Origin of the sequence: Variovorax sp. CAN15 (genome assembly GCF_030462475.1) — a bacterium.
GTDB lineage: Bacteria > Pseudomonadota > Gammaproteobacteria > Burkholderiales > Burkholderiaceae_C > Variovorax.
This window is the reverse complement of sequence record NZ_JASMRZ010000036.1, coordinates 1-22882: the sequence shown is the minus strand read 5'-3', so window position 1 is coordinate 22882 and position 22882 is coordinate 1. Positions and strand designations below refer to the sequence as shown.

The window sequence follows — 22882 nt, the reverse complement described above, 5'->3', positions numbered from 1 at the left end:
ATGTGCCTCATTTTGTTTGTTAGGGTTTCGGTATGAAAATAGTTCTTCCCGGAGGGGCCGGTCTCGTCGGGCAAAACCTGGTTGCCCGCCTGAATCGCGAAAAATTCACGCAGATCGTCGTGCTGGACAAGCACCGTCCCAACCTCGAGGTGCTGGCGCGAGCGCATCCCGACGTGGTTGCGGAATACGCGGATGTTTCCAAGCGCGGCGACTGGCTTGCGCATTTCGAAGGTGCTGACGTGGTGGTCATGCTGCAAGCGCAGATCGGCGGCATCGATTACCAGGAATTCGTGGACAACAACGTGACTTCCACGGAACTCATCCTCGAAGCCGTCAAGAAGAACAGGGTGCCCCAGTTGGTCCATATCAGCTCGTCGGTGGTGGAGTCCGTGGCCGACGATTTTTATACCCGCAGCAAGAAGGACCAGGAGCGTATGGTCCTGGACAGCGGCATCGAATGCCCGATCCTGCGACCGACCCTGATGTTCGGCTGGTTCGATCGAAAGCATCTCGGATGGCTGTCGCGTTTCATGGCGAAGGTGCCCGTGTTTCCCGTGCCGGGAAACGGCAAGTTCATGCGCCAGCCGCTGTACGTCGGCGACTTCTGCAACGTGATCATCAGTTGCATCGAAAACACCGTCCGCACCGGAATCTTCAACATCACCGGGCATCAGCAGGTCGACTACATTGACATCATTCGCGAGATCAAGCGCGCCACCAAGGCGAAGGCTCGGATCGTCAAGATTCCCTATGGCTTGTTCTACGGCTTGCTGTGGACTTGGTCGTTGTTCGATCGCAATCCGCCGTTCACCACGCAGCAGCTCCAGGCTCTGGTGGCGCGCGACGAGTTCGAGGTGATCGACTGGCCCGGAATCTTCGGTGTGCGCAGTACGCCGTTCAATGAGGCTGTCGAGGAGACCTTCAATCATCCGGTCTACAGCAAGATCGCACTGGAGTTCTGACGTGGCGGAATCGAACCTTGTCGCTCCGGGCTCGCAGCGCGGGCAACGCATCGCCGTTCTGGGGGCCGGCCCCATGGGTCTGGCTGTCGCCTACCAACTGGCCCTCGACGGGCATCGGCCCGTCGTGTTCGAAGCCGACGACCGCGTGGGCGGAATGACGGCGGCCTTTGATTTCGGCGGGCTGCAGATTGAGCGCTACTACCACTTCCATTGCACCTCGGACACGGCCTTTTTCCAGGTGCTCGAAGAACTCGGCCTCTCCTCGAAGATGCACTGGGTGGCCACGAAGATGGGCTACTGGTACCAGAACCGTCTTCAGCCATGGGGAAATCCGATGGCCTTGCTGACGTTCAAGGGCTTGGGGCTGGTCGCCAAGTTCCGCTACGGCCTGCACGCTTTTCTTTCAACCAAGCGAAACGACTGGAAGCCGCTCGACCACGTCGAGGCCACCGGCTGGATCAAGCGATGGGTCGGTACCGAAGCCTACGAGGTGCTGTGGAAGCGTCTGTTCGACTACAAGTTCTACGAGCACAGCTCCAACCTGTCGGCCGCGTGGATCTGGAGCCGCATTCGCCGCATCGGGCGTTCCCGCTACAGCCTGTTCAAGGAAAAGCTCGGCTACCTGGACGGCGGATCGCAAACGTTGCTGGATGCGCTGAAGGCGGCGATCGAGGCCAAGGGTGGCGAGGTCCGTCTCGCGTCTCCGGCCTCCAAGGTGGTGATCGAAGATGGCGCCGTGAAGGGGGTGCAAACGGCGGCGGGGATGGAGGTCTTCGACAAGATCGTCAGCACCGTTCCCTTGCCCTATGTGCCGCGCCTGATGCCGGAGCTGCCGGCGCAGACGTTGCAAGCGTTTGCCGCACTGAAGAACATCGCCGTGGTCTGCGTCATCGCCAAGCTGCGCAAGCCCCTGACCGAGAATTTCTGGCTCAACATTAACGACCCCGAGATGGACATCCCGGGGTTGGTGGAGTACAGCAATTTGCGACCGCTGGGCCCTCATGTCCTGTACGTTCCGTTCTACATGCCGGGGGAGCATCCGAAGTTCCAGGACGCGGACGAAGTCTTCCTGGCCAAGGTTCGCCGGTACTGCATGAAGATCAATCCGGCGCTGACGGAAGACGACTTCATCGACATGCGTGCCAGCCGCTACCGTTACGCGCAGCCGATCTGTGACCCGGGCTATCTGGATCGCCTTCCGCCTGCCGCCTTGCCGGTGCAGGGGTTGTGGGTGGCGGATACGTCGTACTACTACCCGGAAGACCGAGGCATCTCGGAGAGCATCGGATTCGGACGCGAACTGGCGAAGTCGGCCGCGGCCGCGCAAACCAGATGAATAGCGCGTTGCTGACGCCGCAGTTCCTCCGGTTTCTCATGGCCGGCGGCATTGCCGCCGCCGCAAACTACGGGTCGCGCTTCCTGTTCAGCCTTTGGCTGGGCTACGGCACGGCCATTGTCCTAGCCTACCTGGTGGGGATGGTGGTCGCCTTCGTGCTGATGCGCCAGCATGTGTTTGACGCAAAGAAGAGCGCGCTCGGCCCGCAGATCATGAAGTTCGTCGGCGTGAATGTGCTCGCTGTGCTGCAGACGCTGGCTATCAGCCTCGTTCTTGCCCGCTGGGTGTTTCCGAAGCTGGGCATCGTCGAGCATGCCGAGGCTGTGGCGCACCTGATCGGTGTTCTCGTGCCGGTCGTCACGAGCTACGTCGGCCACCGGATGCTGACATTCAAGTAGCCTTGCCGGATCCGGCCGCCTGCAGCATTCGCTGCAGCGTTTCCTCCAGCGGCGGACTGAGCAGCGTGACGCCGTGCGTTGCAAAAAGTGCCTGCAGCTTCGTCGCACTGCCGCAAAGCCGGTGCACCTCATTGGCCCGTACGAACGCGGGGTTCACCTCGATGCGCGGCGAATATCCCGTCAGACGCGCAAAGGTGTCGATGACGAAACGCAGTGCGTAGGGCTGGCCGGAGCAGATGTTGTAGGTTTCGCCGGGCTCGCCGTGCGAAAGCAGCAGCAGGTACGCGTCGCAGACCATTCGCACATCGTTGAACTCGCGCTCCACGTCCAGGTTGCCCAGCGCGATGGAAGGCTCGCGGGCCGCGAAGTGCATCGCAAGCTTGGGAATCAGGAAATGGTCGTCCTGGCCGGGACCCGTGTAGTTGAACGGGCGCGTGATCACGAGATTCAAGCGGTCAGCATACGTTCGAGCCATGTACTCCATGGCGAGCTTGCTCATGCCATAGTGATTGACGGGTGCCGGTGCATGCGTCTCGTCGATGGGCGACTCGGCCGTATTACCGTAAATGTTAGCGCTGCTGGCCAGCAGCACGCGGCGCGGGCGAACCGGCAACTGCACCAGCGTGTTGAGCAGGTTGGTCGTGCCGATCACATTGACGGCATAGAACGCTTCGTCGTGGGCATGGCCTACGAAACTGATTGCGGCGAGATGCACGACCGCATCCGGCGCGGTGCTCAGCACCTCGCCGCGCAGAGCGTCCGCGTTCGTCAGGTTGGCCTGCAGTGCGACGACGGTGTGGCCCGCCGCGGTCGCATGCTCGGCGAACAGGCGACCGGTGAACCCTTCCGCCCCAGTCAGCAGGATCTTCAAAATGAGAAGCCTTGGGCGTTGCGTCGCAGATCTGCCTCGACCATCATCTGGCACAGTTGTTCCAGCGTGGTGGCCGGCGCCCAGCCCAGCTTGGCCTTGGCCTTGGCAGGGTCGCCGATGAGCAGTTCAACTTCAGCGGGCCGGTAGAACTTGGGATTCACCCGCATCACGGTTGCGCCGGAGGCAGTGTCGATCGCGATCTCGGATTCCGCGGTGCCCTTGAACTCGACGTTGATGCCCGCGCCCTTGAATGCGAGCGTGACGAAGTCGCGCACGGTCTCAGTACGGTTGGTGGCCAGGACAAAGGTGTCGGGCTCGTCGGCCTGCAGCATGCGCCACATGCCTTCTACATATTCCTTGGCAAAGCCCCAGTCGCGCTTGGCATCGAGGTTGCCGAGTTCGAGCACGTCGAGCTTGCCGAGCTTGATCTTGGCAACGCTGTCGGTGATCTTGCGTGTAACGAACTCGCGGCCACGCAGCGGGCTCTCGTGATTGAATAGGATGCCGCTGGCGCCGAAGATATCGTAGCTCTCGCGATAGTTGATTGTCATCCAGTGCGCGTAGAGCTTTGCCACACCGTAGGGGCTGCGCGGATAAAACGGCGTGCTCTCGATCTGTGGAATGGCCTGCACCTTGCCGAACATCTCGGAGGTCGATGCTTGGTAAAAGCGGATCTTGGGATTGACTAGGCGAATAGCTTCCAGCAGGTGCAGTGCGCCTACGCCGGTGATCTGCGCGGTCGCCGCCGGCTGATTGAAGCTCACGCCGACGAAACTCTGCGCGGCGAGGTTGTAGACCTCGCTGGGATCCGCTTCCTTGATCAGCTCGATTGAACTGCCCAGATCCGTCAGGTCGTATTCCACGAGGTGAAGATCGGGGTTGTTCTGGATGCCCAGCTCTTCAATGCGCCAGAAATTGACTGAACTCGTCCGGCGATAGGTTCCATAGACCACGTAGCCCTTGGCCAGCAGCAGCTCCGCCAAGTAAGCACCGTCTTGGCCTGTAATGCCTGTTACAACAGCGCGCTTTTTCATCGGAATCTTCCTTTTCTCACTGAATGACGGGTGGCGCATGCGCGGCACACCCGGGTTGAAATCAATCGGGCCGTGACGGTGCGGTCCCGGGGCAGGAGGGGCCAAAAAGGGCCGCCTTGAATTGCTCTGTACTCTGTTGCCAGGTCAGGAACGGCATTGTCTCCGACCGCGGATGTTGCCCTTGCTTGAACAGATCAAGCCAGCGCATGACGGCGGCCGCGATGTCTTCTCCCTTGGTGCCGTCGAAGTAGAACGCATGGCTTGCCGCGACTTCCCTGAAGACAGGTAGATCTCTCGCGAGAATCGGGAGCCTGTGCATTGCGGCTTCAATCAGCGGCAACCCGAAGCCTTCGCCCTCAGAAGCCAAAATCAGGCAAGCGCTATCGTTGTAGAGGCGTTCCAGGTACTCGTCACTGACGCCTTCGAGCCAGAACAGCCGCCGGCCTTTTTGCGCATGCTGGTGCAGCCGTTCGACGATCTCTTCGACCATCCACCCCTTCTTGCCCACAATCACGAGATTGACGTCAATGCCGTTGTGCCAGAGTTGCTCAAACGCGTCGAGCGTTTGCGCATGCCCTTTGCGTGGCTCGACCGTGCCGACCATCAGGAAGGCTGGCGCTGCCGCGATCTGGGCCAGTGTCGACCTGGCTGCCAGTGGCAGGCCGGTTGTCGGCAATGAGTTGGCAATATCTGCGCCGAGATGGAAAGATCTGACCTTGAGGCCTGCCGCGATGCGTTCGGGCGCGTGCTCGAGAGCCCATGCCGTGAACTCGTCCGCGACGGCATTGGAGATCGCAAGAACACCATCGTTTTGAGCAACGACCTTCAGCCAGCGCTCGTGCACCGATTTGGCGTCGTGGAAGAAGCGGTGGCTCAGCAAGACGGGTAACAGGTCGTACACGACGAATTCGACCCGCACACCCTGTTGCCTCAGCGCTTTGTAGAAGTCGGCCTGCTCCGGAACGATGTGCGGTTGGAGGTCGAGGCCTACAAAAACGTCGCCGTCCCGCGCATCGATTGGCGCATCGTCGAGGCCCGGGGTCTGGCAGCCGAGAAAACGCAGCGAGAACTTCCTTGCGTAGTTGTATCCTGCTTCGCCCTTCAGGGCATAGACCGGCTCGATCCGATAACCTTCAGGCGGGCTGTCGAATAACGAACGCAGCAGCGACCGCACCAGCCGTTGAATACCGCTTTGCCAGTCGCGTTGCACGATTTCCGACACGTCGACCAAGAGCTGGCGTTTCGCGGCCGGTATTGGTAAGGCGCGTGCGATGCCCTTCGCGGCTTCAATTAGGCTTTCGTCGGACAACGAAATGTCCTCTGCTATCGATCGAATCAATCCAGACCGCGCATACTGCGCGAGCGATGCAGACAACTCGATCGCCTGGGCATACTGCCGGGCGCAATCGGCCGGTGCGTGGGTTTTACGGATCAGTTCCTTGCCCTTCTCGCCGAATGCACGCGCGGTGGCTGGCGATTGGCGGAGGTCTTCCAACGCCTGTATGAGAGAGTCATCGCTGAAATCCTCGGGCAACATCACGACCGCATCGGACGGGAGGTATGCCATCGATCCGTTGGCGTTGACCACTGTGGCAACGCCCCGGCCCAATGCATCCAGCACTGCGGCCGAGGTTTCTCCGCGCGACAATGTCCGCAACTGCACTGCGACATCCGTAGCGCTCAGGTAGCGCTGGAATGTCTCGGAGTCGACCCAACCAGTGATACTCACCTGGGCGGTCCGATCGCAACTGTCAACGACCTGTTCGAGTTGAACGCCGTAGGGCCCCTTATCGTTCTCTCCGACGAACACGAGACGGCATCGCGGATCGGTAGCCAGCGATGACTGCAGCCACGCGTCCAGCAGGCGGTGATTCAGCTTGGTCGGCCCGAGCAGGCCGAATGCGCAAACGAGGAACTGATCGTCGTCCAGGCCCAGTTCCTCGCGTGCGCGAAGCCTCGCCTCGTCGATCGATTCAGGCATCGCCCGCAGCAGGGGGATCACCGTCCAGCCGTCTGTGCTCTTACCGCCGAACCATTGCCTCCCGAGCTCCAGCGAGTAGGGCGAATGAACGATGACTCCCGAGGCGAGCCGCAGTACACCGAAGTTGCAGGGGTACTTGAAGATCACGTCTCCCGTGTCCGCTGCCTTCACACGCTCCGCGACGGCCCCGTAGCCGTGGGAGTCGTAAAGTGCTCGGGTCCAGGCAAACGCTTCGCCTGCGACGTTCTCTCTGTGTGCTTGGATGCCGCTCAGATAAAAATCATGTAGAACGACAGTCCCGGGAATCTCTTCCAGCAGCGAGAACATGTGCTGGTGAAACTCGGAATTCCCGAAGTGGTAAAGCACCCGGTCGAAGGCATAGGCATTGTTGCGGAACCATTCGACGCTGCGCAGCGGAAACGACTCGTTAAGTTCGCGCTTGTCGACGGCCTTGAGATTGGTCACCAATTCGATGTTGTAGAACTTCGCGAGTTCGGGCAACAGTTCTGCGCTGTAATTCGCGATGCCGCTGCGTTCGGGCGGCAGCGGCGACACGTACGCCAAACGGGGGCGCGCTGCATCGGCTCGCGTGTGCATGGAGCCGGCCTTGGCGGTGTGCGATTCGTGCAGCTGTTCGAAAGCCTGCAAGGCGCGTCGCGCCGATTCGTCCCACGAGAACTTCTTGCTCTGCAGGGCGCCGTGCTCAATCAATTCGCGCCGGAACGCGTCGTTGCCCAGCACCTGTGACATCTTGGCAGCGATGGCCTTGTCGTCTCGCGGGTCGAACATCGCATCGTCCCGCCCGATGACTTCGGGCAGACTGGAGGTGTTGGCGCCGATTACGGGCGCACCGCACAACATCGCCTCCAGCGCCGGCAGGCCGAACCCTTCGTGCCATGACGGGAAAACGAACAGCGCGCACAGGTTGTAGAGGTCGACCAGGTCTTCTTCCGGCACAAACCCCGTGAACGCAACGTCGCCTTCGGCTAACCCTTGCTCGCGAGCCAGTGCCATCAATGCCTTTCGGTCCTCGGGACGTGCCGAGCACACCACGGCGAGCTGGTGCTGGGCGCGCATTTCCGCGGGGAGCAGCGCAAAGCCCCTGATCAGGCCATCAATGTTTTTGCGATGATCGATGCCGCCGGTGTACATCACGAACGGCTTGTCAAGGCGGTATCGAGCACGCAATGCCTGTACACGCTCGGGCGTGACGTTGAGCTTACGGAAGTGGTCGCCTGCGGCGGTGGACACGTTGATGCAGCGTGCCGCATCCAGACCAAGGTGGGACAGGCCTTCCTGTCTCGACGACTCCGAAATGGCGAGCCACAGGCTCGCCCTGCGCATGGCCTCCACCTTGCCCATATACCAGTCGCGCATGACGGGGTTGTCGAGGTAAGGGTGTGAGTTGATCAGCGGGATGAGGTCATAGAGCGTGACTGCCGTGGGCGTGCCTGTGAAGCGGCCTACACTCGTGACGGTAGCGTCACCAAGGCCTTCGAACAGGCTCGATACATGCACCGCATCCGGCTTCAGGCTGGCCAAGAATGCTTCTTGGAGCTTCTCGTCGGCGAGCACTTCGCCCGGCGTTCTGGCGCCAGCGCCCGACTGCGCGGCCGGGTACCAGACCTTGATGTTCGCCGGATCGATTAGGTCGTGGAAGGCTGTCTTGATATCGTTCGCTGCTTCCGGGAAGCGTCCGTTCAACGCCAGCAGAATCTCGTGCTTTCCCGCGTGTCGGGCCATCGACTGCGCCAAGCACAAGGAGTAGCGTCCGATACCGCGGTTTCTATTTCCGGTGGATTGCGCACCTTGAAGGTCGATGACGATGCGCATCAGGCGTGCCTCGATCGCTGCTGTCTTTGATGCAGCTGCCTGTACACCAGGGCGGTGTCGGGCGACATGGGCAGTGGTCTTTCCGGCGCGCTCTGCGGCGCGGAATTGGGCGGCGGTGCCAGCATGGCCTGCAGGCGATGCCTCAGCGGCGGGACGCATCTCAAGGTGAGGGTGGCCGCGCGCTTAAGCTGAGGGTGGCGGCCGATTGTGATCGCAACGACGCGAAGGGCCGTCTTTATGCGGCGCTTGACGCCGCTGGTGATGCGGCCTTCCATCGCCGCTGAAGCCAGCCGCCGCAGCGGCGTTGCTGCCGACTGCAATGCCCGCGCTTCGGCGTCGCGGGCCCGCTCGTTGGCAAAGCTGGCGCGCGCTTCGGCGATGGTGGCCTGCGCTTCTGCCTGAACGGTGCGCATTGCAGCTTCGTGAGCCCGATTCCTTGCATCTTCGAGGGCCGTGCGTGCGTCGCGGAGTTCGGCGCGGGCTCTCAGTTCGAATTGGGCTCGTTCGGCGCGCTCTGCCTCGAGTTGCGCCGCGGACGCGCGCAGTTCTTCCCTATGGCGCGCGATGAGACCGTTGCACCACGTTCCTGAGAGTCCGCTGAGTTCGGCGTAGTCGAACACGTTAGGCGGAACATTGAGCGCGGGCAGCAGATTGGCATGTTCCTCTGCCACGTAGAAGCGATTGAGGCCGTCGAAGTAGGCGAACCGGTAACCCGCCTCGACGAGAATGCGTTCGGCGCCTTCATGGCGCAACTCGGTCGACATGGGTACGGTAGCCTCGACGACGATGATCCAAGGACGAAGTATGTTGCTGTCCCACCCCCGAAGAACCTCTTCCTCCAAGCCTTCCACGTCGATTTTCAGCCAATGAACGGTGCGACCGGCCAGCGATGCCAAGGCGGTCTTCATCGGCAGCATAGGCGTTGGTACTGTCATGTACGCAAAACCATGCTCGGCCTGATGGACGTCGGCATAGGCTTTCACGCCCGTGCTGAGGCCCGTATCTTTGATCACGTGAAGGTCAAGAATTCCTGCTGTGTGGGAAAGCGCGAGCTGCAGGACGACCTCGTCAGGTCTGTCCTGCCTGAGAAGTTCTGCATAGTACGGAACAGGCTCGACGTGTACCCCGCGCCACCCTTGCTCGTAGAACGCCTTGCTGACGGAATCCACCACTGGATGCTGGGCTCCGATGTCTACGTAGACACCGGCAGGCACATGCTTCAGCGCTCGCCAGAGCATGACGTCCTCGAAATTCTGCGCGTATGAAGTGAAAGCCTTGGGGCTGTTCTTTTGAGTCATTTACGACTTGCGGCCGAGCCGACGGTTCTCCCAGTGAAATGAACGCTTTTGCGCATCTCCGCTATTTTACGAGGCGGAATCATTGGATCCTTGGCATGATGGCCACATTCGAACAAGACCCGATGATGAAGTTACGTTTGTTAGCGAAAGTGCCTTGCCCCCATGCTAAGGCTTGATTTACTGCGCAGAGCGGCGCGGAGAGTTCCTAAAGTAGCCTACTGGTTGATGACGCCATGGCGCATGCCGGAGCGGATGCGGTTCCTGCGTGAGCGCGCGGCCCGCGAAGCCAGCGCACGGTCGCTGAAGTTGTTGCTCGACGACGAGCGTTTGCGCCAAGAGGCCGCGCGGCGGGCTGGCAGCGCGGCATCGGTTGCCACACTTGATCTTTGCGACCCTGACGACGTCCTCGAGGCTGCGGGCTTGCCTCAGGATCGGGTTTTCTGGCCGCCAACGGACGCCCGTTCGGTCTCGGACCAGTCGAGCGCGGCGCGCTTCTGGGTGGACACTTTGCGCCGGCGCAAGGATCTGCGCGACCGCTTTCCCCGCGCGTTTTCCCCCCCGGCCGACAACAGCCTTGCAGAGTGGCTGCACAGCCGGCAAGGGCAGGAAGATCTGGCGTTGACGCCGGAAGGCGCAGAGCAACTGGTTGCGCTTCTTTCCGCCGACTTTGCCGAGCGGGCGAGGCAGTTCTTCTTGGCGAGCGAAGATGTTCGCGCGGTTATGCCCCATGGTCTGCTGCCGTCGGGACGGCGCGGTCTTTTCCGGTGGTTCATGCAGCACGGACTGGAGGCTGGCGACTTGGCGCTCGAAGAAGTCTGGTGGCTGTTCCTGCAGGCGCAGGAGAACCCGCAAGGCGAGTTGGTGCGTGCCTTCTTGTTTACAGCGCAATGGCAGCAGGACTTTCCCGATGCACTGACGGTCTTCGGCTGGTCCCGCTTCTCGGACTGGGTCGCAACTGCCTATGGCGTCGATCGAATTCCGACGGGGTTGATTGCGATCGACCATTTCGCACGACCTGCGCTGCAAGTGCGTACCGGGTATCTGGCGCACACGGCTTGGCGGCTTGCGCATCCTGATGCACTCTCCAATGTCTCGGCCGCACGGGCATTGCTCGAGTGGCTTGCCTCCGGCGAGCATGTGCCGTTGGCGTCGGAGGCCCGCTCGTGGTGTGCCGCGCTCGACGTCGAAGCGCTGGCGCCCGAATTGCTCGACGATGGTGTCAACCTCATCGGCCATTTCTGCTACCCCTCGGGATTGCGTGTTTCCGTGGAAGCCATGACCAAGGCGCTGGGGCTGGCTGGTATCCGGACCTCGTTGCGGGACGTCCGTACGGACGTGCGGGACGATCCACGCCACGTGTGCTTCGACGGTCTCGAGTCCAGCGATATCACGATCATCCACGTGCAGCCCGAGCCCTTCTTCGAAAGGGCTTACACCAGGGCGGACTTGGCGCAGCGCATGCCGAGGACCTATCGCATCGCCTATTGGTATTGGGAGTTTGATTCGATACCGCAGGCTTGGTGCGCCTACGCCAACCAAGTGGACGAGGTGTGGACGGCCACAGAGTTCATCGCCAAGGGGCTGCGCGAGCGTTTGTCCGTTCCGGTGCGAACGTTGTTCCCGGGTGTTACTCTGGCGCCCTTCCAGGCACGCGACCGTGCGCACTTCAATCTGGACAAGAACCGATTCACCTTCCTCTTCACCTTTCACATGGTGAGTGTGATGGAACGCAAGAATCCACTCGGGCTCATTCGCGCATTCAAGACGGCGTTTCGGGATGACGAGTCCGTTACGTTGGTGTTGAAGACATCGTTCGGAGACCGGCACCCCGTACAGTTTCAGGAACTGCGCGACGCGGCGGCCGATTCGCCGGCGATCAGGATCATCGACGAGGTACTCAGTTCAGACGAGGTGCTTTCGTTGATGAATGCGTGCGACGCGTACGTGTCGCTCCATCGTTGCGAGGGACTAGGCTTGACCATGGCCGAAGCTATGCTCATGGGAAAGCCCGTGATCGCGACGGCCTTCTCGGGCAACATGGACTTCATGAACGACGAGAACAGCCTTTTGGTGCCTTACGAGCGGGTCAAGGTCGGCCGTCTCATCCCGCCGTACGGCGCCGACATGGAATGGGCCGAGCCTTCGGTGGAGGATGCCGCCCGGCTGATGCGCCGCCTGTACGAGGACCCGCAATGGGCGCGGCAGATGGGGGCGCGCGGCAGGCAGAGCGCCGAAGCCGATCTGTCGCTTCACTCGGCGGGTCGTCGCATGGCCGGTCGTATCGAGGAAATCAGGGCGCTGCTGCGGCGTGCGCCGCGCGCATAGCGGCAATCACCAGCCGGTCGTTATCGTTCGACGATCCGCCCGTGCTCGAGGTGGATCACGCGATTGCACTCCTTAGCGATCAGGTCCGGCGAGTGCGAGGCGAGCACCAGGATGCCGGACTTGGCCACCACATCCTTCATCCGCTTTTCAGCCTTTTCGGTGAAGGCCGCGTCGCCCACGGAAAGCCATTCGTCCATCAACAGGATGTCAGCTTCGACGCTCGTCGAGATCGAGAACGCGAGCCGCATCATCATGCCGGTCGAATAGGTGCGCACAGGCATGTTGACGTATTCGCCCAAGCCGCTGAATTCGCAGATGTCGGGCGTCAGGCGGTCGATATCTCTCTTGCTCATGCCCATGACGAGCCCGCGCAGCATGATGTTCTCGACGCCCGTGGCATCCATCTCGATGCCCAGCGAAGGATCGATCAGGCTGGCCACCGTGCCCTGTCGTGTGAATTCACCCGACGACGGCTCATAGACCCCGGCAAGCGTACGCAGCAGGGTCGACTTGCCCGCGCCGTTGTGGCCGATCAAGCCTAGCCGGTCTCCGCTCTTCAGTTCGAGGTTGATGCCGCTGAGCGCCTGCACAACGGTCACGCCGGTTTCCTTGCCGAAGCGACCGCCGGTAACCGAGGCTGCAAGAGTCTTTTTGAGCGAGTTCGCGCCGGCGCCGTAGATCGGGAAGTTGACTGCGACGTTCTTGAGAGAAATGAATGCCATGAATCAGAGCCAGTAGACGACGCGGCGGCGGTACTTCGAGAAAATCAGGATGGCCAGGGTCAGACAAACCGCTGTCCAGAACAGGATGCCGATCCAGCTGTGGATGTGCGCGGTGCCGCCCATCAGCGGCGTGCGAAGAAGATCGAGCATCTGCGCGAAGGGGTTCCACAGCACGTACTTGGCGCGGCCGGGCAGGTTCTCGGGGAGCCAGAAAACGGGTGTGAGGAACATCAGCATCTGCATCACGCTGGTGATGATCTGGGTTACGTCGCGGTAGCGCGTACAGATCAGCCCCAGCAGCAGGCCGAGCGCATGAGCATTGATGATCAGGATGGCAAAGGCTGGCAGCACCAGCAGCACCGACCAGGATAGCGAGACGCCGGCCCAGATTGCCACCGGGATGTAGAGCACGATCTGGTGCGCGAACTGGATCAGGTTGCGCGCCAGACTGCGCCAGACGAACAGGCTGATCGGAAAGTAGCCCTGCTTGAGGTAGTTGGACGAGCCGATGAAAGCATTGCAGGCGTCCGTGACGATGCTGGAGAAGAAGCCCCAGAAGATGATGCCCAGCGCCAGGTGCGGGAAGAAGCGGGAGAGCTCGGTGCCGAACAGCGAGCTGTACAACGGCCCCATGCCGGCGATCATCACGCCCATGCTCAGTGTGAGCCACATCGGCCCGAGCATGGAGCGGCGGTAGCGCAGGACGATGTCGAACCAGGCGAGGGTCCACCAGATGTCTGTGCGGCGGGTGCCCTGCCACCAGTCGGACAGGGCGCTTCGATGAAGATTGGAGTGGACTTGACTCATGTACGGCCGTAGGTGTCTGCGAGGCGGACAATGTCGTCTTCGCCCAGGTACCCGCCGCATTGGACTTCGATGAGCACCAGTTCCTCGTCGCCGATGTTGGTCAGGCGATGTTTTTCCTTCAGTGGAATGTAGCGATATTGGCCGGGGAGGGTTTCGTACTCGGTTTCTCCGATCTGCACGATGCCGCGGCCTTGCACCACCACCCAGTGCTCGGCGCGCTGGTGATGGTATTGCAGCGACAGGGCCTCGCCGGGACGCACCGTGATGCGCTTGACCTTGTAGCCTTCCTCTTCCTTGAGCGAGGCGTAGGTCCCCCAGGGGCGATGGACCACCGGTGGCAGGTGCACCGTCTCGTGTTTGCGAGCCTTGAGCACGTCGACGACCTTCTTCACCTTCTGTGCGCTGTCCTTGTGAAGCACCAGCAGTGCATCGGGCGTGTCGACGATCACTAGGTCATGAACGCCCACGGTGGCAACGACCTTCGGGCCATAGCTCTCTACCTGCACGTGCGTGCCTGTCGTGTCGAGGGCCACGACATCGTCGGGAAGGGTATTGCCGCTTGCATCGGGCGTCAGCGCGTTGGACACAGAGGGCCAGGAGCCCACGTCGCTCCAGCTGAACTTGGCGGGAACGACATGCACGTTGGACGCGTGTTCCAGCACGGCATAGTCGATGCTGATGTCCGGCTGCAGGCCGAAGGCGTGCAGGTCGAAGTTGATTGAATTGCCGGAAGTCTTCGATGTTTCCAATGCGTGCCTTGCAGCACGGATCACCTCGGGGGCGTGCTTTTCGAGCGCCGCAATGATGGTGTCCGCCGTGAAGGCGAACATGCCGCTGTTCCAGTAGTAGCGGCCCGTGGCGAGGTACTTCTGAGCGGTCTCGAGGTCGGGCTTCTCTACGAAGCGCTTTACCGACTGGCTTTCGCGCGAGACGTGCTCGACCTCGATGTAGCCGAAGCCGGTGTCGGGACTGGTCGGGCTCACGCCGAACACGACGAGGTTACCTTCCTGCGCCAGGCGGAAGGCCTCGGTAGCGCTGGCGACGAAGGCTTCCACGTCCGGAACGAGGTGGTCTGCGGACAGGACGAGCATCACCGTGTCGCCGCTGAACTGGCGGATGCACTGAAGCGCTGCCAACGCGATGGCCGGGCCAGTATTGCGTCCCTTGGGCTCGAGGAGAAAGGTCGTGGTCGGCGGGTCGCTCATCTGCCCGAGCACGTCCTTCGTGAGGAAAAGGTGTTCCTTGTTGGTCACAACCATCAGGTCGCCGGTGCCGCAAGCCTGTCCACGCTCGACAGCCTGCTGAAGCAGGGTGGAGTCACCGAGCTTCATGAACGGTTTGGGAAAGGCTTGACGCGAAGCAGGCCAGAGCCTGGAACCGGCGCCTCCCGAAAGCACCACAGAGAGTAGCCTCATCGTTTTCCTTTAGCTTTTTAACCGATCAATTTTACGGGAGCCCTCAGGTGGCGCGGCGTGCTGGACGAAACGCCGGCCTTCGGGGGCTTTGTTGCGGCTGGTTGCGAAGATAATCCCCTCCCGCAAGGCTTGCGACACCGCGTTCCGGCATCGCTTCGGCCGATTCAGCTATTTCTCAAGGCTCCGCCCCACCCGCCCCTCGGGCGCCCAATCTCTCTATGAAATCTGTCTATCGATTCTTCCTCGGCCTGGCCGGACTCTGGCAAGGCCCCGGAATGATGGGGCGCGTGCAGCGGGCATGGCGAATGTTCAGGAAGTCGGGCTGGCCGGGCATCCGCTGGGAGCTGGGGCGGCGTTTCGGGGGCTACAACGACTACACGAAGTGGGTGCAGCGCTACGACACCCTGACGCCCGAGTTGCGCGAGAAGATCGTTCAACGGGTGGCAGCCATGAAGGATCGGCCGCTGATCTCGGTCGTGATGCCCACCTACAACCCCAACCCGGTCTGGCTGCGCGAAGCCATCGAGTCGGTGCGCGGCCAGATCTACCCGAACTGGGAGCTCTGCATCGCGGACGACGCTTCGCCCTCGGCGGAAGTGCGCGAGATCCTCAAGTCGTACAGCGAAAGCGACCCGCGCATCAAGGTCGTGTTCCGGCCGAAGAACGGCCACATCTCGGCTGCTTCCAACAGCGCACTCGAACTGGTCTCCGGCCCCTGGGTCGCGCTCATGGACCACGACGACCTGCTCCCGGCCCATGCGCTCTTCTGGGTGGCCGATTGCATCGCGGCCCATCCTGACGTGAAGCTGATCTATTCGGACGAGGACAAGGCCGACGAGGGCGGCCACCGTTTTGGGCCGTACTTCAAGTCCGACTGGAACGTCGATCTCTTCCGTTCGCAGAACATGTTCAGCCATCTGGGCGTGCTCTCGACCGAGCTCATGCGCTCGGTTGGCGGCTTCCGCGTGGGCATGGAGGGCTCGCAGGACTGGGACCTGGTGTTGCGCTGCATGGAGCGGGTCGAGCCCAGCCAGATCCGCCACATTCCGCGCGTGCTGTACCACTGGCGCGTGCACGTCGAAAGCACGGCCAAGTCGATGAACGCCAAGCCGTACGCCGCCATCGCGGGCGAGCGGGCGCTGAACGAGCATTTCGAGCGCACGGGAGTGCGGGCCACCGCCGAGCACCTCGATTTCGGCTACCGCGTGCATTACGACTTGCCCGATGTCTTACCGTTGGTTTCCGTGATCATCCCGACGCGCAATGCCTTGCAGCTCACGCGGCAGTGCGTCCAGTCGATCCTGGAGAAGACCAGTTATCCGAACTACGAAATCATCATCGTCGACAACGGCTCCGACGACGCAGACACCCTGGCCTGGTTCAGGCGCATCGCCGCGGAGACGCCGAAGGTCCGCGTGCTGCGCGACGACCGCGACTTCAACTACGCGGCGCTGAACAACGGCGCGGTGGCGGTGGCCAACGGCGAACTCGTGGCGCTGGTCAACAACGACATCGAAGTCATCACGCCAGACTGGCTCAGCGAGATGGTGAGCCTCGCGATGCAGCCGGGCGTGGGAGCGGTGGGCGCGCGGCTGTGGTTCCCGAACAGGACGCTGCAGCATGCGGGCGTGATCCTCGGCGTGGGCGGCATCGCCGCCCATTCGCACCGCCGCATGCCGATGGGCCGCGAAGGCTATGCAGGTCGCGCGGCGCTGATCCAGACGCTCTCGGCGGTCACCGCGGCCTGCCTCGTGATCCGCAAGAGCCACTACCTGGAGGTCGGCGGGCTCGACGAAGTGCATCTGAAGGAGTCCTTCAACGACATCGACTTCTGCCTGCGTCTGCGCGAAGCGGGCCTGCGCAACGTGTGGACGCCCTATGCAGAGCTGTTCCACCACGAGTCCGCCACCCGCGCCAAGGATGTTTCGTCTCAGAAACAGACCCAGTTCCAGGAAGAGGCCGCCTACATGCACCAGCGCTGGGGCGACCTGATCCAGAACGACCCCGCCTACAGCCCCAACCTCATGCTGGCCCGCGAGGACTTCAGCTACGCCTGGCCCCCACGCCTGGCTCCGGTCTGATCGAGATCGGATGACGCTCGAAGTCTCCGTCGCCCTCTGCACCCGCAACGGCGCGCGCTACCTCCCCGAACAGGTGCGCAGCATCTGCGCGCAGGAGCCCCCGCCGCGTGAAATCGTGCTGTCCGACGACGCATCCACCGACGACACGCTGGCCGTGGTGCGCGACACCCTCGCGCAGTGCGGCATGGCCGACCGCATCGCGCTGCGCGTGTTCAGCAACTCGCCGCCGCTGGGCGTCACGCGCAATTTCGAGCAGGCGGTGCGCGCCTGCAGCCACGAGCTCATCGCGCTATGCGACCAGGACGACGTCTGGCACCCGGGGCGGCTGGCGCGCATGGTCGCGCAGTTCGAGGCTCGGCCCGATCTGCTGCTGCTGCACACCGACGCACGCCTGGTCGACGGCGATCTGAAGCCGCTGGGCTCAACGCTCTTCCATGCGCTCGAGGTGCAGCCGGCCGAGTTGCAGGCCATTGCGGGCGGCGAGGCCTTCGGCGTGCTGCTGAGGCGCAATCTGGTGACCGGTGCGACGACGATGTTCCGCAGGAGCCTGCTCGATGCGGCGCTGCCGTTCTCGCCCGAGTGGGTGCACGACGAGTGGCTCGCGGCGGTGGCCGCGGCCACCGGCCGCATGGACGTGCTGCCCGAGCCGACCATCGACTATCGCCAGCACGGCAACAACCAGATCGGCGCGCGTCGGCTGACGTTGTCCGAGAAGGTGGCGAAGGCTTTCGTGGAACGCGGCGACAAGCATGTGGCTCGGCTGCGCCGTGCCGAGGCGCTGTTGCAGCGGCTGCAGCAGCTCGGCGACCGGGTACGGCCGGGCTGCCTGGATGCGCAGCGCGCCAAGGTTGCACACCAGCGGTTCAGGGCCGGATTGCCGGCGGCGCGTCCGCTGCGCGTGCTTCCGATCCTCCTGGAGGCCGCGCGCGGCCGCTATGAACGCTTCGGCCGTGGCAAGCAGGCCATCGTGCAGGACGTTTTCGAGCGCGGCTGACCGTCCCGGCCGAAGGGCCGGCTAGCGGCCCTGCAGTCGCAGGTATCGCCAGAACGAGGCCGACAGCCACACCTTCAGCAGGCTGGTCACGTGCCAGTACAGGTACTTCCTGCTGCGGTGGCTCTCGCGTTGCGCGTCGTGCCGGGCGAGCAGGTTCTCGCCCACCTGCAGCTTCCAGCCCGCGAGCCGGGTGCGGGCGCAGATGTCGAAATCCTCGCCGTACATGAAGAACTTCTCGTCGAAGCCGCCGACCTGCCGGTAGGCCTTGCTGCGAAACAGCATGAAAAGCCCCGGAATCCATGCCGGCACCGCCGGGCGAACATAGCCGGGCTTCTTTCTTCCTACGATTTCCAGCGGCGTGAGCAGCGCCCGATGGGGTTCCGGCTCGGTTTTGCCGGGCTCCAGGATGCGCGGCGTGAGCAGGCCGGCGTCTGCCGCGGCCTGCGCGAGCAGCGGCGACAGCACGTCGTCGTCGAGGCGGATGTCGGGGTTCAGCACCAGGAACCACTCGGTGCCGCAGCGCCCGAACGCCTGGTTGTGATTGGCGCCGAAGCCCTTGGGGCTCGCGTTCTCGATCCGCTCCACCTCGAAGCCCCAGCTGCGGCCGGCGAGCAGATCGGCCTCGGGAATGTTCAATGTGAGCAGAACCTTGTCGATGACGGCGCGGCTGTGCGTGTCCAGCTGCTCGAGCAGCGGCAGCACCAGCGCGAGCTGGCCGTGGCTCACGATTGAAATGGTGACGGGAAGGCGGGGGGAGGGGGGCGTGGGCATGGTCTAATTTCGCCCGGGAATTCTAGGGTTCCCCAACCCCCACACATGATTGCTCTGATCGTCATCAGTTTCTTCGTCGCCGCCTTCTCGGTCCAGGTGTTCATGCGGCGTGCGCGGCGTCATGCCCGCATCTACGGCACCGACATGCCCCAGCGCTTCCACAAGGGCCACGTGCCGCGCCTGGGCGGTGCGGGCATCCTGATGGGCATGGGGGCGGCCTGGCTGGCCGCCGGCATCACCGGCACCGATCCGTTCAACGTCTCCTGGCCGGTCACGACTTCGATGCTCACGCTGGTGTGCATCCTGCCGGCGGTGCTGGGCGGCATCGTCGAGGACGTCACCCAGCGCGTGAAGGTGCGCTACCGGCTGGGGCTGACCATCGGCTCGGCGCTGCTGCTGTGCTGGCTGCTGCGGCTGGGCGTGGCGCGCACCGGCTTCGAGACGGTGGACGGCTGGCTTGCGATGGTTCCCTTTGCCACCGTGATATTCGCGGCCCTGGCCATCGGCGGCTTGCCGCATGCCTTCAACATCATCGACGGCTACAACGGGCTCGCGGGCACGGTCGCCGTGCTGGTCTGCCTGGCGATCTCTCACGTGGCGCTGCAGGTTGGCGACCGGCAACTGGCGGCCATGGTGATCTGCCTGGTCGGTGCCACCTTCGGCTTCCTGGTGTGGAACTACCCGCGCGGCAAGATCTTCGCCGGCGACGGCGGGGCCTACGTCTGGGGCATGGTGATCGCCGTGGCCTGCGTGACGCTGGTGCAGCGCCACCGCGTGGTATCGCCCTGGTTTCCGATGCTGCTGCTGATCTACCCGGTGTGGGAGACGCTGTTCTCCATCTACCGCAAGCTGGCGCGCGGCCAGTCGCCCGGCACGGCCGATGCGCTGCACTTCCACCAGCTGATCTTCCGCCGCATCGTGCGCGTGGCCTTCGCTGATGACGAGGCCCGGCAGCTCCTGGCGCGCAACAACCGCACCTCGCCCTACCTGTGGATGTTCGCGGCCCTGTCGGTGGTGCCGGCGGTGCTGTTCTGGAACAACACCATCGTGCTGATGTTCTTCTGCCTGCTGTTCGTCACCACCTACGTGGGCGCGTACCTGATGATCGTGCGCTTCAAGGTCCCGCGCTGGCTGCGGCCGTGAACAGGCACCCCCCAGGCTTCGCGCACTTCGTGTCGCTGCGCCAACCCCCTTGCAGGGGGCAACACCGGTGGCCCGGCAAAGCCGGTTCCACGGTGTTCCCGCGCAGTCAGTCGGCTGTCACCGGGATTGCGCGAGAATTTGAGCTTCACCTGATCGTCCACCGCTTCGGAGCCTGACCGCCCATGACCGACCCCGTCCTCAACATCCCCCCGCGCGACAAGGCCGAGATCCTGGCCCAGGCGCTGCCGTACATCCGCAAGTTCCACGGCAAGACCATCGTCATCAAGTACGGCGGCAACGCCATGACCGACCCGGCGCTGCAGGCCGACTTCGCCGAAGACGTGGTGCTGCTCAAGCTGGTGGGCATGAACCCGGTGGTGGTGCACGGCGGCGGCCCGCAGATCGAGGCGGCGCTCAACCGCCTGGGCAAGAAGGGCAGCTTCATCCAGGGCATGCGCGTGACCGACGCCGAGACCATGGAAGTCGTCGAATGGGTGCTGGCCGGCGAGGTGCAGCAGGACATCGTGGGCCTGATCAACCAGGCCGGCGGCAAGGCCGTGGGTCTCACGGGGCGCGACGGCGGTCTGATCCGCGCGCAGAAGCTCAAGATGGCCGACCGCAACGACCCCAACGTGCACCACGACGTCGGCCAGGTCGGCGACATCGTCTCCATCGACCCCAGCGTGGTGAAGGCGCTGCAGGACGACGCCTTCATCCCGGTGGTCAGCCCCATCGGCTTCGGCGAGGAGAACGAGAGCTACAACATCAACGCCGACGTCGTCGCCGGCAAGCTCGCCACCGTGCTCAAGGCAGAGAAGCTCATGCTGCTGACCAACACGCCCGGCGTGCTCGACAAGGACGGCAAGCTGCTCACCAACCTCAGCGCCCGCGAAATCGACGACCTGTTCGCCGACGGCACCATCTCGGGCGGCATGCTGCCCAAGATCGAAGGCGCGCTCGATGCGGCCAAGAGCGGCGTGAACGCGGTGCACATCATCGACGGCCGTGTGCCGCACGCGATGCTGCTGGAGATCCTGACGGACCAGGCTTACGGGACGATGATCCGCGCCCGTTGAGCCCGGCGTGGGCGCGTGCTCACTGCGCTGTGCGAGAATCAATTGATTACATCTTTGCACGCGCTCCCATGCAGAACGAAGAGACGACCAGTGCTTCCGGCGTAGAGACTCCTGCGGAAACGACCGCTCCCCCGGCGCGCAAACGCCCGAAGCCGGGCGAGCGGCGCGTGCAGATCCTGCAGGCGCTCGCCTCCATGCTGGAGCAGCCTGGCGCCGAGCGGGTCACCACTGCCGCGCTGGCCGCACGGCTCGAAGTGAGTGAAGCCGCGCTGTATCGCCATTTCGCGAGCAAGGCCCAGATGTTCGAGGGCCTGATCGACTTCATCGAGCAGAGCGTCTTCACGCTGGTCAACCAGATCCTCGAGCGCGAGGGCGCCACCGGCGCGCAGCAGGCCGCGCGCATCCTCACGCTGCTGGTGCAATTCGCCGAGCGCAACCCCGGCATGACCCGCGTCATGGTGGGCGACGCGCTGGTCTACGAGAACGAGCGCCTCCAGCAGCGCATGAACCAGTTCTTCGACAAGATCGAATCCACGCTGCGCCAGGTGCTGCGCGGCGCCGCCGCGGCCGATGGATCGGCCACGCCCAGCGTCGACGCCCAGGTGCGCGCCGCGGCGCTCACGGCCCTCGTGGTGGGGCAGCTGCAGCGCTTCGCGCGCTCGGGCTTTCGCCGCGCGCCGTCTGAGCACCTCGAGGCCACGATCGCGTTGATCGTCTGAGGCGTCGTCGTCATGCGTGCGCTGATCCTGTTCCTGGCACTGCTGTGCCTTTCTCCTTTCGCATCGGCGGCGGCCTATGAGGATGCGATCGGCGTGACCTTCCCCGACGAGGTGAGCGGATTCCAGTTCCGGCGCCGTGAGACCTTCTCGCAGAAGGCGCTGGGCGCCGCGACCGGCTATCTGCACGCCGGCCCCGTCCAGGGCACCGTCTACGTGTACACCGGCGGCCTGAGCAGCATTCCCGAAGGCACCGATTCGGCCATCGTGCGCAAGCACTTCGCGCAGGTGATCGGTGAAGTGAAGCAGATGGAGGCGCCGGGCCTCGCGAGCAAAGTCACCGTCCCGTCGACGCCCGGTCAGGTCACGCATCTTGCAGGCTGCGGCCCGCAGTTCATCTGGAAGGGCTACGACATGGAGCTCGACGGTGCCCAACTGGTGTCGTACACGTACATGACGGTCGTGCGCAACAACTTCGTGAAGCTGCGCATCAGCTACCTCAAGTCCAATCCCACGGGCAGGGCCGACGCGGACCGCTTCATCGAGGGCGTCCGCAAGGTCATCGGCCGCTGCTAGGCCGGAAGAAGCCCTTGGCAACGGGCTTGGCCGGTCAAGCGACCTGCACACCCACCTTCGCTCCAGCCGCGACGATCTCCCCCACGTCGCGTCGTCCACTCATATCCCGTCCTTGCGCCGCGCCGCGCGCACCTTGCGTTCCGGCTCGCCGGCCCTGCAGGCCCTGGGAGCCATGCTCGAGCAGCCCCGGGTGCCGAGCGGGTCACCACTGCCGCGCTGGCCGCGCGGCTCGAAGTGAGTGAAGCCGCGCTGTATCGCCATTTCGCGAGCAAGGCCCAGATGTTCGAGGGCCTGATCGACTTCATCGAGCAGAGCGTCTTCACGCTGGTCAACCAGATCCTCGAGCGCGAGGGCGCCACCGGCGCGCAGCAGGCCGCGCGCATCCTCACGCTGCTGGTGCAATTCGCCGAGCGCAACCCCGGCATGACCCGCGTCATGGTGGGCGACGCGCTGGTCTACGAGAACGAGCGCCTCCAGCAGCGCATGCACCAGTTCTTCGACAAGATCGAATCCACGCTGCGCCAGGTGCTGCGCGGCGCCGCC

Annotated in this window: 18 protein-coding genes and 1 pseudogene; 11 read left to right on the top strand and 8 right to left on the bottom strand. The window is 63.3% G+C overall.

Annotated features, from left to right (window positions below):
- Nucleotides 1–32: 32 nt before the first annotated feature.
- Genes QMO14_RS20490 through QMO14_RS20480 form a run of 3 tightly spaced genes read left to right on the top strand, consistent with a single transcriptional unit; the run spans nucleotide 33 to nucleotide 2696 of the window.
- On the top strand, nucleotides 33–962 hold the full coding sequence (locus QMO14_RS20490; protein WP_301509338.1) for an NAD(P)-dependent oxidoreductase: 930 nt from the start codon (nucleotides 33–35) through the stop codon (nucleotides 960–962).
- 1 nt (nucleotide 963) lies between these two features.
- Nucleotides 964–2298: an NAD(P)/FAD-dependent oxidoreductase gene (locus tag QMO14_RS20485; RefSeq protein WP_301509336.1), complete on the top strand. Its 1335-nt coding sequence runs from the start codon at nucleotides 964–966 to the stop codon at nucleotides 2296–2298.
- Nucleotides 2299–2306: 8 nt separating this feature from the next.
- The gene (locus QMO14_RS20480; RefSeq protein ID WP_301509334.1) at nucleotides 2307–2696 is read left to right on the top strand and encodes a GtrA family protein; all 390 of its coding nucleotides are present in this window, start codon (nucleotides 2307–2309) and stop codon (nucleotides 2694–2696) included.
- Here the strand turns inward: QMO14_RS20480 and QMO14_RS20475 are convergent.
- From QMO14_RS20475 to QMO14_RS20460, 4 genes are all read right to left on the bottom strand, one after another.
- Nucleotides 2689–3567: an NAD-dependent epimerase/dehydratase family protein gene (locus tag QMO14_RS20475; RefSeq protein WP_301509333.1), complete on the bottom strand. Its 879-nt coding sequence runs from the start codon at nucleotides 3565–3567 to the stop codon at nucleotides 2689–2691. The genes QMO14_RS20480 and QMO14_RS20475 overlap by 8 nt on opposite strands.
- Nucleotides 3564–4601 carry a GDP-mannose 4,6-dehydratase gene (gene gmd / locus QMO14_RS20470; RefSeq protein ID WP_301509332.1) on the bottom strand — a complete coding sequence of 346 codons (1038 nt, stop codon included), beginning with the start codon at nucleotides 4599–4601 and terminating at the stop codon, nucleotides 3564–3566. The genes QMO14_RS20475 and gmd overlap by 4 nt, the downstream gene beginning before the upstream one ends.
- Nucleotides 4602–4662: 61 nt before the next feature.
- Nucleotides 4663–8415 carry a glycosyltransferase gene (locus tag QMO14_RS20465; protein WP_301509331.1) on the bottom strand — a complete coding sequence of 1251 codons (3753 nt, stop codon included), beginning with the start codon at nucleotides 8413–8415 and terminating at the stop codon, nucleotides 4663–4665.
- Nucleotides 8415–9713 carry an FkbM family methyltransferase gene (locus QMO14_RS20460; protein ID WP_301509330.1) on the bottom strand — a complete coding sequence of 433 codons (1299 nt, stop codon included), beginning with the start codon at nucleotides 9711–9713 and terminating at the stop codon, nucleotides 8415–8417. Before QMO14_RS20460 ends, QMO14_RS20465 begins: the two co-directional genes overlap by 1 nt.
- 225 nt (nucleotides 9714–9938) lie before the next feature.
- Between QMO14_RS20460 and QMO14_RS20455 the strand changes: the two genes are divergently transcribed.
- The gene (locus QMO14_RS20455; protein ID WP_301509328.1) at nucleotides 9939–12038 is read left to right on the top strand and encodes a glycosyltransferase family 4 protein; all 2100 of its coding nucleotides are present in this window, start codon (nucleotides 9939–9941) and stop codon (nucleotides 12036–12038) included.
- Between the two features lie 20 nt (nucleotides 12039–12058).
- On the opposite strand, the gene QMO14_RS20450 is transcribed toward QMO14_RS20455, so the two are convergent.
- From QMO14_RS20450 to QMO14_RS20440, 3 genes are read right to left on the bottom strand one after another with little or no spacing between them, the layout of a single operon-like run.
- Nucleotides 12059–12760 (bottom strand): ABC transporter ATP-binding protein, encoded by a 702-nt coding sequence (locus tag QMO14_RS20450; protein WP_301509326.1) that lies wholly within the window; start codon nucleotides 12758–12760, stop codon nucleotides 12059–12061.
- Nucleotides 12761–12763: 3 nt separating this feature from the next.
- Nucleotides 12764–13567 (bottom strand): ABC transporter permease, encoded by an 804-nt coding sequence (locus tag QMO14_RS20445; RefSeq protein WP_019656858.1) that lies wholly within the window; start codon nucleotides 13565–13567, stop codon nucleotides 12764–12766.
- Nucleotides 13564–14982 carry a mannose-1-phosphate guanylyltransferase/mannose-6-phosphate isomerase gene (locus QMO14_RS20440; RefSeq protein WP_301509325.1) on the bottom strand — a complete coding sequence of 473 codons (1419 nt, stop codon included), beginning with the start codon at nucleotides 14980–14982 and terminating at the stop codon, nucleotides 13564–13566. Before QMO14_RS20440 ends, QMO14_RS20445 begins: the two co-directional genes overlap by 4 nt.
- 218 nt (nucleotides 14983–15200) lie before the next feature.
- On the opposite strand from QMO14_RS20440, the gene QMO14_RS20435 reads away from it, so the two are divergent.
- The gene (locus QMO14_RS20435) at nucleotides 15201–17063 is read left to right on the top strand and encodes a glycosyltransferase family 2 protein (RefSeq protein WP_301509324.1); all 1863 of its coding nucleotides are present in this window, start codon (nucleotides 15201–15203) and stop codon (nucleotides 17061–17063) included.
- A 10-nt stretch (nucleotides 17064–17073) separates the two neighbouring features.
- Nucleotides 17074–18057, top strand: coding sequence for a glycosyltransferase family 2 protein (locus QMO14_RS20430; RefSeq protein ID WP_301509323.1), 984 nt, complete (start codon nucleotides 17074–17076; stop codon nucleotides 18055–18057).
- 21 nt (nucleotides 18058–18078) lie between these two features.
- On the opposite strand, the gene QMO14_RS20425 is transcribed toward QMO14_RS20430, so the two are convergent.
- Nucleotides 18079–18828, bottom strand: a complete 750-nt coding sequence (locus QMO14_RS20425) for a glycosyltransferase family 2 protein (protein WP_301509322.1) — start codon at nucleotides 18826–18828, stop codon at nucleotides 18079–18081.
- Between the two features lie 45 nt (nucleotides 18829–18873).
- Here QMO14_RS20425 and QMO14_RS20420 point away from each other — a divergent pair, with 45 nt between their 5' ends.
- The 5 genes and pseudogenes from QMO14_RS20420 to slmA (QMO14_RS20400) form a co-directional block, all read left to right on the top strand.
- Entirely contained in the window at nucleotides 18874–19971 is a 1098-nt protein-coding gene (locus tag QMO14_RS20420; protein ID WP_301509321.1) for a glycosyltransferase family 4 protein, read from the top strand.
- Nucleotides 19972–20153: 182 nt separating this feature from the next.
- Nucleotides 20154–21047: an acetylglutamate kinase gene (argB, locus tag QMO14_RS20415; protein WP_019656864.1), complete on the top strand. Its 894-nt coding sequence runs from the start codon at nucleotides 20154–20156 to the stop codon at nucleotides 21045–21047.
- 68 nt (nucleotides 21048–21115) lie between these two features.
- Complete coding sequence (gene slmA / locus QMO14_RS20410; protein WP_301509320.1) at nucleotides 21116–21766, top strand: nucleoid occlusion factor SlmA; 651 nt, start codon at nucleotides 21116–21118, stop codon at nucleotides 21764–21766.
- 12 nt (nucleotides 21767–21778) lie between these two features.
- On the top strand, nucleotides 21779–22339 hold the full coding sequence (locus QMO14_RS20405) for a hypothetical protein (RefSeq protein ID WP_301509319.1): 561 nt from the start codon (nucleotides 21779–21781) through the stop codon (nucleotides 22337–22339).
- 154 nt (nucleotides 22340–22493) lie between these two features.
- Nucleotides 22494–22882: pseudogene (slmA, locus tag QMO14_RS20400) on the top strand (nucleoid occlusion factor SlmA); the annotation flags it as partial.